At 70.3% G+C, this 14,681-nt stretch carries 14 protein-coding genes; 1 reads left to right on the forward strand and 13 read right to left on the reverse strand.

Annotation, left to right across the window (positions count from 1 at the left end; genetic code table 11):
- Nucleotides 1-7: 7 nt before the first annotated feature.
- The 13 genes from nuoK to AC1DW8_RS11805 all read right to left on the reverse strand — a co-directional run bounded on the left by nuoK (nt 8) and on the right by AC1DW8_RS11805 (nt 13,283).
- Nucleotides 8-307 (reverse strand): NADH-quinone oxidoreductase subunit NuoK, encoded by a 300-nt coding sequence (gene nuoK / locus AC1DW8_RS11745; protein WP_020145008.1) that lies wholly within the window; start codon nt 305-307, stop codon nt 8-10.
- Complete coding sequence (locus AC1DW8_RS11750; protein ID WP_056781517.1) at nt 304-1,092, reverse strand: NADH-quinone oxidoreductase subunit J; 789 nt, start codon at nt 1,090-1,092, stop codon at nt 304-306. The genes nuoK and AC1DW8_RS11750 overlap by 4 nt, the downstream gene beginning before the upstream one ends.
- A complete protein-coding gene (nuoI, locus tag AC1DW8_RS11755) occupies nt 1,089-1,898 on the reverse strand; it encodes an NADH-quinone oxidoreductase subunit NuoI (RefSeq protein WP_082622891.1) in 810 nt (269 codons plus the stop codon). Before nuoI ends, AC1DW8_RS11750 begins: the two co-directional genes overlap by 4 nt.
- Complete coding sequence (nuoH, locus tag AC1DW8_RS11760) at nt 1,891-3,321, reverse strand: NADH-quinone oxidoreductase subunit NuoH (RefSeq protein ID WP_478094172.1); 1,431 nt, start codon at nt 3,319-3,321, stop codon at nt 1,891-1,893. The genes nuoI and nuoH overlap by 8 nt, the downstream gene beginning before the upstream one ends.
- On the reverse strand, nt 3,318-5,783 hold the full coding sequence (locus tag AC1DW8_RS11765) for an NADH-quinone oxidoreductase subunit G (RefSeq protein WP_478094174.1): 2,466 nt from the start codon (nt 5,781-5,783) through the stop codon (nt 3,318-3,320). The genes nuoH and AC1DW8_RS11765 overlap by 4 nt, the downstream gene beginning before the upstream one ends.
- Nucleotides 5,780-7,111 carry an NADH-quinone oxidoreductase subunit NuoF gene (gene nuoF, locus AC1DW8_RS11770; protein WP_056781526.1) on the reverse strand — a complete coding sequence of 444 codons (1,332 nt, stop codon included), beginning with the start codon at nt 7,109-7,111 and terminating at the stop codon, nt 5,780-5,782. The genes AC1DW8_RS11765 and nuoF overlap by 4 nt, the downstream gene beginning before the upstream one ends.
- The gene (nuoE, locus tag AC1DW8_RS11775) at nt 7,108-7,869 is read right to left on the reverse strand and encodes an NADH-quinone oxidoreductase subunit NuoE (RefSeq protein WP_056781529.1); all 762 of its coding nucleotides are present in this window, start codon (nt 7,867-7,869) and stop codon (nt 7,108-7,110) included. The genes nuoF and nuoE overlap by 4 nt, the downstream gene beginning before the upstream one ends.
- Entirely contained in the window at nt 7,866-9,254 is a 1,389-nt protein-coding gene (locus AC1DW8_RS11780) for an NADH-quinone oxidoreductase subunit D (RefSeq protein WP_056781533.1), read from the reverse strand. Before AC1DW8_RS11780 ends, nuoE begins: the two co-directional genes overlap by 4 nt.
- Complete coding sequence (locus AC1DW8_RS11785; RefSeq protein ID WP_478094177.1) at nt 9,254-10,036, reverse strand: NADH-quinone oxidoreductase subunit C; 783 nt, start codon at nt 10,034-10,036, stop codon at nt 9,254-9,256. The genes AC1DW8_RS11780 and AC1DW8_RS11785 overlap by 1 nt, the downstream gene beginning before the upstream one ends.
- Nucleotides 10,033-10,587 (reverse strand): NuoB/complex I 20 kDa subunit family protein, encoded by a 555-nt coding sequence (locus AC1DW8_RS11790; protein ID WP_056826380.1) that lies wholly within the window; start codon nt 10,585-10,587, stop codon nt 10,033-10,035. The genes AC1DW8_RS11785 and AC1DW8_RS11790 overlap by 4 nt, the downstream gene beginning before the upstream one ends.
- A gap of 78 nt (nt 10,588-10,665) precedes the next feature.
- Complete coding sequence (locus tag AC1DW8_RS11795) at nt 10,666-11,025, reverse strand: NADH-quinone oxidoreductase subunit A (RefSeq protein ID WP_020145018.1); 360 nt, start codon at nt 11,023-11,025, stop codon at nt 10,666-10,668.
- 127 nt (nt 11,026-11,152) lie between these two features.
- Complete coding sequence (locus tag AC1DW8_RS11800; RefSeq protein WP_478094180.1) at nt 11,153-12,472, reverse strand: geranylgeranyl reductase family protein; 1,320 nt, start codon at nt 12,470-12,472, stop codon at nt 11,153-11,155.
- 118 nt (nt 12,473-12,590) lie between these two features.
- Nucleotides 12,591-13,283 (reverse strand): demethylmenaquinone methyltransferase, encoded by a 693-nt coding sequence (locus tag AC1DW8_RS11805; RefSeq protein ID WP_478094182.1) that lies wholly within the window; start codon nt 13,281-13,283, stop codon nt 12,591-12,593.
- A gap of 94 nt (nt 13,284-13,377) precedes the next feature.
- Here AC1DW8_RS11805 and AC1DW8_RS11810 point away from each other — a divergent pair, with 94 nt between their 5' ends.
- Nucleotides 13,378-14,673, forward strand: a complete 1,296-nt coding sequence (locus AC1DW8_RS11810) for an isochorismate synthase (RefSeq protein ID WP_056781548.1) — start codon at nt 13,378-13,380, stop codon at nt 14,671-14,673.
- The last annotated feature ends 8 nt before the right edge of the window (nt 14,674-14,681 follow it).

The following is a 14,681-nucleotide window of genomic DNA, read 5'->3' on the forward strand; positions in this document are numbered from 1 at the left end:
GCGCTCCTTACAGCTTCAGCAGGTTGGCGTCGTCGACCGAGGCCGAGCGGCGGGCGCGGAAGATCGCCATGATGATGGCGAGTCCCACGACGACCTCCGCGGCTGCGACGACCATGACGAACAGGGCCATGACCTGCCCGTCGAGGGCGCCGTGCATCCGGGAGAAGGTGACGAGGGCGAGGTTCGTCGCGTTGAGCATGAGCTCGACGCCCATGAAGACGATGATCGCGTTGCGTCGCACCAGCACTGCAGCCGCGCCGATGGCGAAGAGCAGCACCGAGAGGTAGACGTAGTGCATCGGGCTCACTTGGACCGACCTTCCTCGATCTCGCGCTCCATGTGGCGCTCGACGTCCTTGAAGCCGTCGGTCGTCGCGACCTGGTCACGGGCCACGAGGACGCGCGAGACGGACAGGTCGCTCGGCGTGCCGTCGGGCAGCAGCGCCGGGGTGTCGACCGCGTTGTGGCGGGCATAGACACCCGGCGCGGGCAGGCCCGCGACGTTCTTGTTGTCGCGGACGCGCTTGGCGGCCCACTCGGCCTGCGTGATGCGCGGTGTCAGGCGCTCGCGGTGCGCGAGCACCATGGCGCCGAGGGCGGCCGTGATGAGCAGGGCCGAGGTGACCTCGAAGATCCAGACGTACTGGCCGAAGATCAGCTCGGCGAGGCCCGTCACGTTGCCGGTCTCGGCGTTGGACGAGACGAGCTTGTCCATCCCGGCCTGCACCGTCTGCTCGTCCATGACGACGCGGCCCAGCGAGAAGACGAGGATGCCGGCGAGGCCGATGACGAGCAGCAGCGAAGCCCAGCGCTGACCCTTGATCGTCTCGACGATCGAGTCGGACGAGTCGACGCCGACGAGCATGAGGACGAAGAGGAAGAGCATCATCACGGCGCCGGTGTAGACGAAGATCTGCACGATCCCGAGGAAGTCGGCCTTCTGCATGATGTAGAAGACGCCGAGGATGCACATGACCAGGGCCATGCCGAGGGCGGCGTGGACAGCCTTCTTGGCGAAGAGCAGGCCCAGCGCGGCGAGGACCGCGATCGGGGCGAGCACCCAGAAGCCGACGGCTTCGGCGGTGGAGGTCACGGGTTGGCCCCTTCCCTGGTCTCTGCTGCGGTCGGGTGGGTGGAGTGCACGAGGTCATGGGCCCCGGGCACCGCCGCCCCGACGTTGCCGGGCCCACCGGCATACGCGTCGTCCTCGTCGTCGGCCGCGTCGCGGGCGTCGACGTAGGCGCGCTGCGCGGCGGTCGGCTCGCTCACCTTGCCCTGGTAGTAGTCGCGCTCCTCGAGCCCGTCGGACATCGGGAACGGCGTCTGGAGCATGCCGCTCTGGAGCGGGGCGAGCAGCTGGTCCTTGGTGAAGATCAGCTTGCCGCGGTCGTTGTCGGCGAGCTCGTAGAAGTTCGTCATCGTCAGGGCGCGCGTCGGGCACGCCTCGATGCACAGGCCGCAGAAGATGCAGCGCAGGTAGTTGATCTGGTAGACGCGGCCGTAGCGCTCGCCCGGGCTGAAGCGGCCCTTGCCACCCTGGTCGAGCGGGGTGTCGTCGTTGTCGGCACCCTCGACGAGGATCGCGTCGGCCGGGCAGGCCCACGCGCACAGCTCGCAGCCGATGCACTTCTCGAGGCCGTCCGGGTAGCGGTTGAGCTGGTGGCGACCGTGGAAGCGCGGCGCCGTGGGGCGCGGCTTCTCGGGGTACTCCTCGGTCGCGACCTTGCGGAACATCGTAGAGAACGACACCCCGAAACCGGCCACCGGCGCGAAGAGCTCGGACAGGAAGCCCTTGCTGCGGTCGTCCTGACCGGGTCGCTGGTCACGGGGCGCGCCGACCTCTGAACCCCTGCCGGGGCTCTGGGGTGACACGTCCTTGCCGACGGTGTCGTCAGCCATGGTCCTCCTCCTTGACGGCGGTCGAGGTGCTCGAGGTGCTCGAGGTGCCGACGGTCGTGAGCACGGGCTCGCGGGATGCCGCCAGCTGGTGGCCCGACCGGGTCGGCTCGTTGAGGCGCTGACCCGGCAGCGGCGGGACGGGGTAGCCGTCCTCGAAGGGGTCGATCTCCTCCGGCGGGGTCACGTCCTCGGCGGCGGCACGGGCGGCGCGCTTGTCGTCCCAGATCCACGCCGCGGCGAGGGCGATGACGGCGACGATGCTGACGATGACGACGGTCGCGACGGACAGCTCGCGCCCGGCGAAGGTCAGCTTGCTGTCACCGAGGAAGCCGAGCTGAGCGCCGCGGATGAAGGCGACGGCCACGACCCAGGCCAGGGTGATCGGGATGAGGAACTTCCAGCCGAAGCGCATGAACTGGTCGTAGCGGACACGCGGCAGCGAGCCACGAAGCCAGACGAACATGAACATGAACAGCCACAGCTTGGCGGTGAACCACAGCAGGCCCCACCAGCCGCCGCCGAACATGTTGTCGTTGATCGCCGAGATGAACGGCGGGGCCTGCCAGCCACCGAGGAAGAGCGTGGTGGCCAGGGCCGAGACGGTGAACATGTTGACGTACTCGCCGAGGAAGAACATCGCGAACCGCATCGAGGAGTACTCGGTGTGGAAGCCACCGGTCAGCTCACCCTCGCCCTCGGCGAGGTCGAAGGGCAGGCGGTTGGTCTCGCCGACCATGGTGATGACGTAGACGGCGAAGCTGAAGAACGCCGGGAGGATGTACCAGAGCGAGCTCTGCGCCGAGACGATCGCCGAGGTCGACATCGACCCGCTGTAGAGGAAGATCGCGACGAGCGAGAGTCCCATGGCGATCTCGTAGCTGATGACCTGGGCGGTCGAGCGCAGGCCACCGAGCAGCGGGTAGGTCGAGCCGGAGCTCCACCCGGCGAGGATGATGCCGTAGACGCCGACCGAGGCGACGGCGAGCACGAGCAGCACGGCGACGGGGACGTCGGTGACCTGCAGCGGCGTCTCGTGGCCGAACATCGAGACGGTGCCGCCGACCGGGATGATCGCGAACGACACGAAGGCCATCGTCGCGGCGAGCAGCGGCGCGAGGGTGTAGATGAGCTTCTCGGCGTTGGCCGGCGTGATGTCTTCCTTGAGCATCGACTTCATGCCGTCGGCGAGCGTCTGGAGCAGACCGAAGGGACCGTTGCGGTTCGGGCCCGGGCGCTGCTGCATGCGGCCGATGACGCGGCGCTCGAACCAGATGACGAGCAGCGTCGAGACGAGCAGGTAGACGAAGATGCCGACGGCCTTGATCAGGGCCACCCACCACGGGGTGTCGCTGAAGTCGGCCGTGGGGTTCTCGGACACGGGCAGCGTGGCTGCCACCCCGTATGCGGTCAGGCCGAGGCTCATGCCGCACCACCCTTCGTGACGTGGACGCGGCCACCGGCGTCGGTGCCGAGGCCCGAGCGGATCGAGCAGTCCTGGTGGGTCGAGTCGCTGGTGGAACGCGAGTTGGTCGGGACCCAGACCACGCCGTCGACCATCCCCTCGGTGACGACGGCGGGCAGCGTGACGCTGCCGGCCGGGCCGGAGACCGTGACGTGGTCGCCCTCGACGAGCCCGAGGCCGGCGGCCGAGGCCTCGGACAGACGGGCCACGGCGAGCGGCGCGGTGCCGGCGAGGAACGGCTCGCCGTCCTGCATGCGGCCGGCATCGAGGAGCGTGGCCCAGCTCGACAGGACGAAGTCGCCGCTGCCGTCGGGGGCCGTCGCGACGCGCTGGCCGTCGGGGGCGCTCGTGGCACGGGCGCCACCCCACGGACCGAGGGCCTCGAACTGGGCGTGGATCTCGCGCTGGGTGCGGGTCTCGAGGAAGACGCCCATCTCGCTCGCGAGCATGTCGAGGGCGCGGTGGTCGCTGACCGCGTTGGTCTCGAGGGCCTCCTCGAAGGCGCGGACGCGGCCTTCCCAGTTGACGTAGGTGCCGGTCTTCTCGGACTGCGAGGCGACGGGCAGCACGACGTCGGCGACGGCCGTGACCGGCGACTCGCGCATCTCGAGCGAGACGACGAACGCCTTCTCGAGCGCTGCCGTGGCGGCCGGGTCACCGAGGTCGGACGGGTCGACGCCACCGACGACGAGGGCCGCGATGTCGCCGGCCGCAGCGGCCGCGACGATGCCGGCCGTGTCGCGGGCCGGGGTGGCCGGGACCTGGTCGACGTCCCACACGCGGGCGACCTCGGCACGGGCCGAGGCGTCGGAGACCGGGCGTCCGCCGGGCAGGAGCGCACCGAGCGCACCGGCCTCGAGGGCACCGCGCTCCCCCGCCCGACGCGGCACCCACGCGAGGCGGGCACCGGTGGCGGCGGCGAGGTCGGCCGCGGCGCGCAGGGCACCGGGCGAGGTGGCGAGGCGCTCACCGACGAGCACGACGCCACCGGCACCGAGGGCCTCGCGGGCCTTCGCGCCGAGCTCGGTCGAGCCGAGGTCGGTCAGGGCCGACGCCTCGTGGCCGGGGACGGTCGGCAGCAGCGTGCCGCCCACCTTGGTCAGGCCGCGCGTCGGGTGGGACGCGACGGCATACACCTGCGTCCGGTGCTTGCGGAACGCCTTGCGCAGGCGCAGGAAGACGATCGGGCTCTCGTCCTCGGGCTCGAAGCCCACGAGCAGGACGGCCTTGGCGGCCTCGAGGTCGGCATACGTGACGGCGCCGCCATCGGGTCCCGTGGCGGCGACGTGCTCGGCGAGGAAGGCGACCTCCTCGGCCGAGTGCGGTCGCGCCCGGAAGTCGACGTCGTTGGTGCCGAGCACGACGCGCGCGAACTTGCCGTAGGCGTAGGCGTCCTCGGCGGACACGCGTCCACCGACGAGCACGCCGGCCTTGGTGCCGGCGAGACCGGCCGCCGCGGCAGCGAGGGCCTCGGGCCAGCCGACGACCTGCAGCTCGCCGTCGGCGTCACGGACCATGGGCAGCTCGACGCGGTCGGGCAGCGTGGCGTACGTGAACGCCCACCGGCCCTTGTCGCAGTTCCACTCCTCGTTGACGGCCTGGTCCTCGGCCGCCATCCGGCGCAGCACGACGCCGCGGCGGTGGTCGGTGCGGGTCGCGCAGCCGCTCGCGCAGTGCTCACAGACCGACGGCGTCGACACGAGGTCGAAGGGCCGGCTGCGGAAGCGGTAGGCCGCACCGGTCAGCGCGCCGACCGGGCAGATCTGGACGGTGTTGCCCGAGAAGTAGCTCTCGAACGGCTTCTCCTCGTAGATGCCGATCTGCTGGAGCGCACCGCGCTCGACGAGCGCGATGAACGGGTCACCGGCGACCTGGTCGGAGAAGCGGGTGCAGCGGGCGCAGAGCACGCAGCGCTCGCGGTCGAGCAGGACCTGCGAGGAGATGTTGACCGGCTTGGGGTAGGTGCGCTTGACGTCGTCGAAGCGCGACACCGGGCGGCCGGCGCTCATCGCCTGGTTCTGCAGGGGGCACTCGCCGCCCTTGTCGCAGACCGGGCAGTCGAGCGGGTGGTTGATGAGGAGCAGCTCCATGACACCCTGCTGCGCCTTGTCGGCGACCTTGGACGTGGCCTGCGTGTTGACGACCATGCCCTCGGACACCGTCATCGTGCACGAGGCCTGCGGCTTCGGCATGGGGCGGACGTTGCCCTCGCGGTCAGGCATCGCGACGTCGACGAGGCACTGGCGGCACGCCCCGACGGGGTCGAGCAGCGGGTGGTCGCAGAAGCGCGGGATCTCGACGCCGATCGTCTCGGCGGCGCGGATGACGAGCGTGCCCTTGGGGACGCTGACGGGCACGCCGTCGATCGTCAGGCTGACGTGGTCGGGCGCCGTGGGCGCCTTCGTCTCCGTCGTGGCGGTCATGCGGACACCATCCCGCTGGACTCCTTGGTCTGGACGTCGAAGAGGACCGACTTCTCGGGCGGGAAGAGCTCGTGGGCCGGCGTGTGCATGCCGGCCTCGAACTCCTCGCGGAAGTACTGCACGGCCGAGGTGATCGGGCTCGTGGCCGCGTCACCGAGGGCGCAGAAGCTGCGACCGAGGATGTTGTCGCAGATGTCGACGAGCTTGTCGATGTCGTCCTGCGTGCCCTGGCCGTTCTCGATGCGGTTCATGATCTGGCGCAGCCACCACGTGCCCTCGCGGCACGGCGTGCACTTGCCGCACGACTCGTGGGCGTAGAAGTCGGTCCAGCGGGCGACGGCGCGCACGACCGACACGGTCTCGTCGAAGACCTGCAGGGCACGCGTGCCGAGCATCGAGCCGGCCGCGGCGACCGAGTCGAAGTCGAGGGGCACGTCGAGGTGCTGGTCGGTGAAGATCGGCGTCGAGCTGCCACCCGGCGTCCAGAACTTCAGCTTCTTGCCGCCGCGCATGCCGCCGGCGAGGTCGATGAGCTCGCGCATCGTGATGCCGAGCGGGGCCTCGAACTGGCCCGGGTTGGCGACGTGGCCGGAGAGGCTGAAGATGCCGAAGCCCGTGGACTTCTCGGTGCCCATGCCCTTGAACCAGTCGGAGCCCTCGAGGATGATCCCGGGCACCGAGGCGATGGACTCGACGTTGTTGACCGACGTCGGGCGGGCGTAGAGACCGGCGGCACCGGGGAACGGCGGCTTGAGGCGCGGCTGGCCGCGGCGACCTTCGAGCGAGTCGAGCAGCGCCGTCTCCTCGCCGCAGATGTAGGCGCCGGCGCCGGCGTGCACGGTGATGTCGACCTTGACGCCCTTGCCACCGACGTTGTCGCCGAGGTAGCCCGCGGCACGGGCCTCCTCGACGGCGCGCAGCAGGCGGCGGTAGACGTGGACGACCTCACCGCGGAGGTAGATGAACGCGTGCTCGCAGCCGATGGCGTACGAGGAGATGGCCACCCCCTCGATGAGCGCGTGCGGGTTGGCCATCATGAGCGGCACGTCCTTGCACGTGCCCGGCTCGGACTCGTCGGCGTTGACGACGAGGTAGCGCGGGCCGCCGTCGGGCGGCGCCATGAACGACCACTTCATGCCGGTCGGGAAGCCGGCACCACCACGGCCACGGATGCTGGAGTCCTTGACGGCGTCGATGATCGCCTGCGGCTCCATGTCGAGCGCCTTGGTCAGGGCCTTGTAGCCGTCGTGGCGCTCGTAGGTCGCGAGGGTCCAGGACTGCGGGTCGTCCCAGAACTTCGTGAGGATCGGGGTCAGGGTGTCGGTCACTGCGATCCGTCCTTCCCGTCGGGCTGCGACGAGTGCGAGCCGTTGCTGCTGTTGGCACCAGGGGCGACCCAGCCGCGGTCGTTGGCGATCTTGAGACCGAGCAGGGACGCCGGACCGGCGCCCACGCCCTCGTCGGCGCGGCCGTCCTCGAAGCCCGCGAGGACCCGCGAGACCTCCTTGAACGTGCAGACCTTGGCGGCGCCGCGCGTCGGGGCGACGTCCTTGCCGGCGCGAAGGTCCTCGACGAGGCCGATCGTGCTCTCCGGCGTCTGGTTGTCGAAGAACTCCCAGTTGGCCATGACGACCGGCGCGTAGTCGCACGCGGCGTTGCACTCGACGCGCTCGAGGGTGATCCTGCCGTCGTCGGTCGTCTCGTCGTGGCCGATGCCGAGGTGCTCGGAGAGCCGGTCGAAGATGAGGTCGCCGCCCATGACCGCACACAGCGTGTTGGTGCAGACGCCGACGGTGTAGTCACCGTTGGGGTGGCGCTTGTACTGCGTGTAGAAGGTGGCGACACCGCTCACCTCGGCCTCGGTGAGGTCGAGCACCTCCGCGCAGAAGCTCACGCCTCGGCCCGCGACGTAACCGTCGACCGACTGCACGAGGTGCAGCAGCGGCAGCAGCGCCGAGCGCTTCTGCGGGTAGCGCGAGATGACCTCGGCGGCGTCGACGTGCAGCTTCTCGAGGACGTCGGCGGCATACGGCGCCTTGGACTCGGGGCTGACGTGCAGGTGGCCTGACGCGTCGTGACCGCTCAACGGTCCACACCTCCCATGACGGGGTCGATCGAGGCCACGGCGACGATGACGTCGGCGATCTGGCTGCCTTCGCACATCGCGGCCACGGCCTGCAGGTTGTTGAAGCTCGGGTCGCGGAAGTGGGCGCGGTAGGGGCGCGTGCCCCCGTCGGAGACGACGTGGCAGCCGAGCTCGCCCTTCGGCGACTCGATGGCGACGTAGGCCTGTCCAGCCGGCACGCGGAAACCCTCGGTGACGAGCTTGAAGTGGTGGATCAGGGACTCCATCGAGGTGCCCATGATCTCGCGGATGTGGTCGAGGCTGTTGCCGAGACCGTCGCTGCCGAGCGCGAGCTGCGCCGGCCAGGCGATCTTCTTGTCGGCCACCATGACCGGGCCCTCGTTCGCCTGGAGGCGGTCGGTCGCCTGCTCGATGATCTTCAGCGACTCGTACATCTCGTCGATGCGGATCCGCAGGCGGCCGTAGGCGTCCTGGCTCGTGCGGGTCTTGATCTCGAAGTCGTAGGTCTCGTAGCCGCAGTAGGGGTCGAGCTTGCGCAGGTCGTGCGGCAGGCCGGTCGAGCGGAGCACCGGGCCGGTGATGCCGAGCGCCATGCAGCCGGCGAGGTTGAGCACGCCGACGTCGACGGTGCGGCCCTTGAGGATGGGGTTCTCGTTGAGCAGCGCCTCGAGCTCGCCGAGACCACGGCGCACCTCTGGGACCATCTCGCGGAGCGCGTCGATGGCGCCGGGCGGCAGGTCCTGCGCCACACCGCCGGGGCGGATGTAGGCGTTGTTCATGCGCAGGCCCGTGATCATCTCGATGACGCGGAGCAGTCGCTCGCGCTCGCGGAAGGCGACGGTCATGACCGTCGTCGCGCCCATCTCCATGCCACCGGTGCCGAGGCAGATGAGGTGGCTGCTGATGCGCGTCATCTCCATCATGAGCACGCGGATGACGTTGGCCCGCTCGGGGATCTGGTCCGTGATGCCGAGGAGCTTCTCGATGGCGAGGCAGTAGGCCGCCTCCTGGAACATGGGCGTGAGGTAGTCCATGCGCGTGCAGAACGTGACGCCCTGCACCCAGGTGCGGTACTCCATGTTCTTCTCGATGCCGGTGTGGAGGTAGCCGATGCCTGCGCGGGCCTCCGTCACCGTCTCGCCGTCGATCTCGAGGATGAGGCGGAGCACGCCGTGCGTCGACGGGTGCTGCGGCCCCATGTTGACGACGATGCGCTCCTCGCCGAGCGAGGTGGCCTCGTCGACGAGGTCGTTCCAGTCGCCGCCGGCGGCGTTGAAGACGTGGGCGCCCTCGCTGGCCTGCTCGTCGGCCACGGACGTGGCGTAGACGTCGTTGGCGCCGGGCTCCGGCACCTCGGTCTGGGTGAACTCGGTGTGCGTGCTCATCAGTTGTACGACCTCCGCTGGTCCGGCGGCGGGACGGTGGCGCCCTTGTACTCGACGGGGATGCCGCCGAGGGGGTAGTCCTTCCGCTGCGGGTGGCCCGGCCAGTCGTCGGGCATGAGGATTCGGGTGAGGGCCGGGTGGCCGTCGAACTCGATGCCGAACATGTCCCACGTCTCGCGCTCGTGCCAGTCGTTGGCCGGGTAGACGGAGACGATCGACGGGATGTGGCGGTCGTCGTCGGGGCACGAGACCTCGACGCGGACCCGCCGGCCGCCGTGGGTGATCGACAGGAAGTGGTAGACCGCGTGCAGCTCCTCGCCGGTGCGGTTCGGGTAGTGCACGCCCGAGACGCCGGTGACGATCTCGAAGCGCAGCGACGCGTCGTCGCGCAGGACGCGGGCGACGGCCAGCAGGTGCTCGCGGCGGACGTGGATCGTCATCTCGCCCCGGTCGACGACGACGCGGTCGACGGCCTCGCCGTAGGAGGCCGTGCCGCCGACGAGGCCACGCTCGAGGTTGTCGGCGATCTCGTCGAAGTAGCCGCCGTAGGGGCGCTCCGAGGCGCCGGCGACGAGGATCGGGCGGACGAGGCCGGAGTAGCCGGTCGTGTCGGCGCCCTGGGTCGCCCCGAACATGCCGTGGCGCACGCCGACGACCTCGGGCTCGGTCGAGCCGCCCGTCCGGGCGAGCTCGATCTCGTGGGGCGTCAGGCCCGAGGCTTGGTCCTTGGTCGTGTCGGCGTTCACGGCGTTCGTGTCGTCCTTCTTCTCCCCGTCGCTCATGCGAGGAGACCCTTCATCTGGTGCGTCGGCGTCGCGGAGAGGGCCGCGACCTCGGCGGCCTTGGCCGCCTCCTCGCGGTTGACGCCGAGCGGCGAGGTCTCGATCTGGTGGTGCAGCTCGATGATCGCGTTGAGCAGCATCTGCGGGCGCGGCGGGCAGCCGGGCAGGTAGATGTCGACCGGGATGATGTGGTCGACGCCCTGGACGATCGCGTAGTTGTTGAACATGCCGCCCGAGCTGGCGCACACACCCATCGAGATGACCCACTTGGGGTTGGGCATCTGGTCGTAGACCTGGCGCACGACAGGGGCCATCTTCTGGCTGACGCGACCGGCGACGATCATGAGGTCGGCCTGGCGCGGGGTCGCCGAGAAGCGCTCCATGCCGAACCGGGCGATGTCGTAGTCGGGCGTGCCCACGGCCATCATCTCGATGGCGCAGCACGCTAGGCCGAACGTGGCCGGCCAGATCGAGGCCTTGCGCATGTAGCCGGCGAGACCCTCGACGGTCGAGAGCAGGAACCCGGCTGGGAGCTTCTCTTCGAGACCCATTGCTTACTCCTTAACCTTTCCTGACGAACCCGGTGGACGCGTACCCGCTGGTGCGGGTGCTCACGTTTGCAACGGGCGTCAGTCCCACTCGAGGCCGCCGCGACGCCAGACGTAGGCGTACGCGACGAACACCGTGAGGATGAACAGGACCATCTCGACCAGCGCGAAGAGGCCGAGCTTGTTGAAGGCCACCGCGAACGGGTAGAGGAAGACGGACTCGATGTCGAAGATGATGAAGAGCATCGCCGTCAGGTAGTACTTGATCGGCACGCGGCCACCACCGGCCGCCTGGGGCGTCGGCTGGATGCCGCACTCGTACGCCTCGAGCTTGGCGCGGTTGTAGCGCTTGGGCCCGACGACGAGCGAGGTGAAGACCGACAGCGCGGCGAACGCGAAGCCGAGCCCCAGCATGAACAGGATCGGGACGTAGGAGTTCATCCGAGGTCACGTGCCTTTCGGTCGTGCTTGACGTGCGAAGCAGGGGCGCAGGTGCGCGGCGCACCCATCCTAGGGGCGTCGGCATCGATTGTGCTCGGCGTCACAATGGCGCCGACGGGCGGGTGGCTCATGCGCTCGGAGCCAGCCGCGAGAGGGTGGTGATGAGGCGGTCGCTCGCGCCCTTGCTCGCGGGGTCGGCGAGGTTGGCCATGATCTTGAGCAGGAGCGGCATGAGCTTCCTGCGGGGCAGGCCGTACTTCGTCGCGAGCCGCATGACCTCGGGGTTGCCGATGGCGTGGGCGAACCAGCGACCGAGCGTGAAGTAGCCGCCCAGCTCGTCCTTCATGACCTTGGGGTATGCCGCGAGCACCCGTTCGCGCGCAGCGTCGCTCGGGCGCGCCATGGCCTGGGCGACGAGCTCCGCGCCGAGGCGCGCGGCCTCGAGGGCGTAGTCGATGCCCTCGCCGTTGAAGGGGTTGACCATGCCACCGGAGTCGCCGACGAGGAGCAGGCCGTCGGCGTAGAGCGGGGTGCGGTTGAAGCCCATCGGCAGCGCGGCGCCGCGGATCGGACCGGCCGACTCGTCGTGCTCGAGCTGCCACTCGGGATTGATGTCCTCGACCCAGCGACGCATGACGTCCTTGTAGTCGGTCTTCTGGAAGGCCGAGGTGGTGTCGAGCGTGCCGAGGCCGACGTTGGTGCGGCCGTCCTCGAGCGGGAAGAGCCAGCCGTAGCCGGGCATGAGGATGCGGTTGCCGTCGTCGTCGCGGCTCCACAGCTCGAGGTGGCTCTCGAGGTAGTCGTCGCGCTTCGGCGTCGTGTAGTAGGCGCGGACGGCCACGCCCATGACGCGGTCCTCGCGCTTGGGTCGGCCGACGGCCGTGGCGAGGCGGCTCGAGACGCCGTCGCTCGCGACGACGACGGGCGCACGGTAGGAGACGGTCTCGCCCGTCGCGCGGCCGGCGTCGTCGAGGCGCTTGGCCGTGACGCCGGTGACGCGGCCCGAGGAGTCGCGGAGCGGGGTGGAGACGCTCGTGCGCTCGTGGAGGCGCGCGCCCCGGGCCTCGGCGTGGCGGGCCAGGGTCTCGTCGAGCTGGGCGCGGGTGCGGACCATGCCGTAGCCCGGGAAGGCGTCGGACTCGGGCCAGTCGAGCTGCAGCGTGTGGCCGCCACCCTTGATGCGCAGGCCCTTGGTGCGCTGCCACCCCGTCGTGTCGACGCCGAGGGAGATGAGCTCCTTGGTCGCGCGGGGGGTCAGGCCGTCGCCGCAGATCTTGTCGCGGGGGAAGGCCGACTTCTCGAGGAGGACGACGTCGAGACCGTGGTCGGCGAGGTAGGCCGCCGTCGCGCTGCCGCCCGGACCGGCGCCGACGACGATGACGTCGGCCCGCTCGACGGGTGCAGCACCAGACCCCGAGGGGCGGGGCGCGACGCTCGAACTGGTCATGTCTCCCTGCACGCTTCCGAACCGCTTGTGAAGATCTTCACGAACTAACTTCGGGAGTCTATTCCCGCGATTTCGCGCTTGTCAGATAAGGCATGCCTAACTCTCGACAAGCCGACGGTCAGCGCTTGGTGCCGTGGTGCAGCGCGACGATGCCGCCGGTCAGGTTGGTCCAGCCGACCTGCTGCCAGCCGGCCGCCTCGACGACTCGGGCGAGCTCGCCCTGCGGCGGCCAGGCGCGGATCGACTCGGCGAGGTAGACGTAGGAGTCGGGGTTGCTCGACGTGCGGCGGGCGACCGGCGGGAGCGCACGCATGAGGTAGTTCGAGTAGACGGTGCGGAAGACCTTGTTGACCGGCTGGCTGAACTCGCAGACGAGGAGTCGGCCGCCCGGCTTGGTGACGCGGAGGAACTCGCGCAGCGCGGTCTCGGCATCGGCGACGTTGCGCAGCCCGAAGCTCATCGTCACGACGTCGAAGCTCTCGTCGGCGAACGGCAGGCTCATCGCGTCGGCGGCCGTGAAGGCCATGTCCGGGCGACGCCGGCGGCCGACCCGCAGCATGCCGAGCGAGAAGTCGGCCGGGACGACCTCGATCTCCTCGTTGGCCCACGGCTCGCTCGACGTGCCCGTGCCCGCCGCGATGTCGAGGATGCGCTCCCACGGCTTGGCGTCGACGGCCTTGACGACGGCCCGGCGCCACAGCCGGTCCTGCCCGAGCGAGAGCACGTCGTTGGTCACGTCGTACTTCTCGGCGACGGTGTCGAACATCGACGCGACGTCGACCGGCTTCTTGTCCAGCTGCGCACGGGTCATGCGCTCATCCTCGCACCCACGACGGGTGTGGGTCGGGTCGCACCGGCGACCACGCGAGCGGGGTGGCTCACGATCGGCCGTAGAGTTGCCACCGATGTCCACGCTTCCCGCCCCCGAAGCGCCGTCCCCCGCCGCGGGACCGACGGTCGTCGTCCGCACGGTGCCCCTCGAGGCCGCGGACCCACTGCTGGCCTACCTCCCGGCCGACGTCCCGCACGACGAGCTGCTCTCGTGGGTGCGCCGAGGCGAGGGCCTCGTCGGCTGGGGGTCGGCACTGTCGTTCGAGGCCAACGGCGACAGCCGTTTCCGCGAGGCCGAGGCCTGGTGGCGCGAGGTCAGCCGGCACGCCGTCGTGCGCGACGAGGTGGGCCGCCCGGGCACGGGTCTCGTGTGCTTCGGCTCGTTCCCCTTCGCCTCCGACTCCGCCGAGGCGGCCCGGCTCGTCGTCCCCTCGACGATCGTCGGGCGTCGGGACGGGCAGACCTGGCTCACGACGGTCTCTCTCGAACCACAGCTCACGCTGCTCGAGAAGCCCTCTGTCGCAAGCGATCCCGAGCCTCCTCGTGACGTCGCCTTCGCCGACGGCCAGGTGTCCCCCGCCGACTACGCCCATGCGGTCGCCGACGCCGTCCAGCGCATCGGGGCGGGTGAGGTCGACAAGGTCGTCCTCGCCCGCGACCTCGTCGCGACGGCCTCCGGCCCCATCGACCCGCGCTGGCTGCTGCGTCGACTCGCCGAGCGCTACGAGAACACGTGGGTCTTCTCGGTGGCCGGTCTCGTCGGAGCAACCCCCGAGCTGCTCGTGCGCCGCGACCAGGGACTCATCACCTCGCGTGTGCTGGCCGGCACGATCCGCCGCACCGGCGACGACGCCAAGGACCTCGCCCTCGCGGCCTCGCTCGCCCGCTCGTCGAAGGACCTCGAGGAGCACGAGTACGCCGTGCGCTCCGTCGCCGAGGCCCTCGCCCCGCACTGCTCGTCGATGAACGTGCCCGAGGCACCGTTCGTGCTGCACCTGCCCAACGTCATGCACCTCGCGACCGACGTCGCCGCCGTGAGCGCCGACGAGGCCTCGGCCCTGACGCTCGCCGCGTCGCTGCACCCCTCGGCCGCCGTCGGCGGGACCCCCACGGCCCGCGCGGTCGAGCTGATCGGGGAGCTCGAGCACATGGACCGGGGGCGCTACGCCGGCCCGGTGGGCTGGATGGACGCCAGTGGCGACGGCGCGTGGGGCATCGCCCTCCGCAGCGGCGCCATCGATCCCGGCAACCCGTCACAGATCACGCTGTATGCCGGGTGCGGCATCGTCGCGGGGTCCGACCCCGAGTCCGAGGTGGCCGAGTCCAACGCCAAGCTCATCCCGATGCGCGACGCGCTCGCGAGCGACTGATCGGGGCG

It is taken from the genome of Terrabacter sp. P2_E3 (assembly GCF_056403915.1).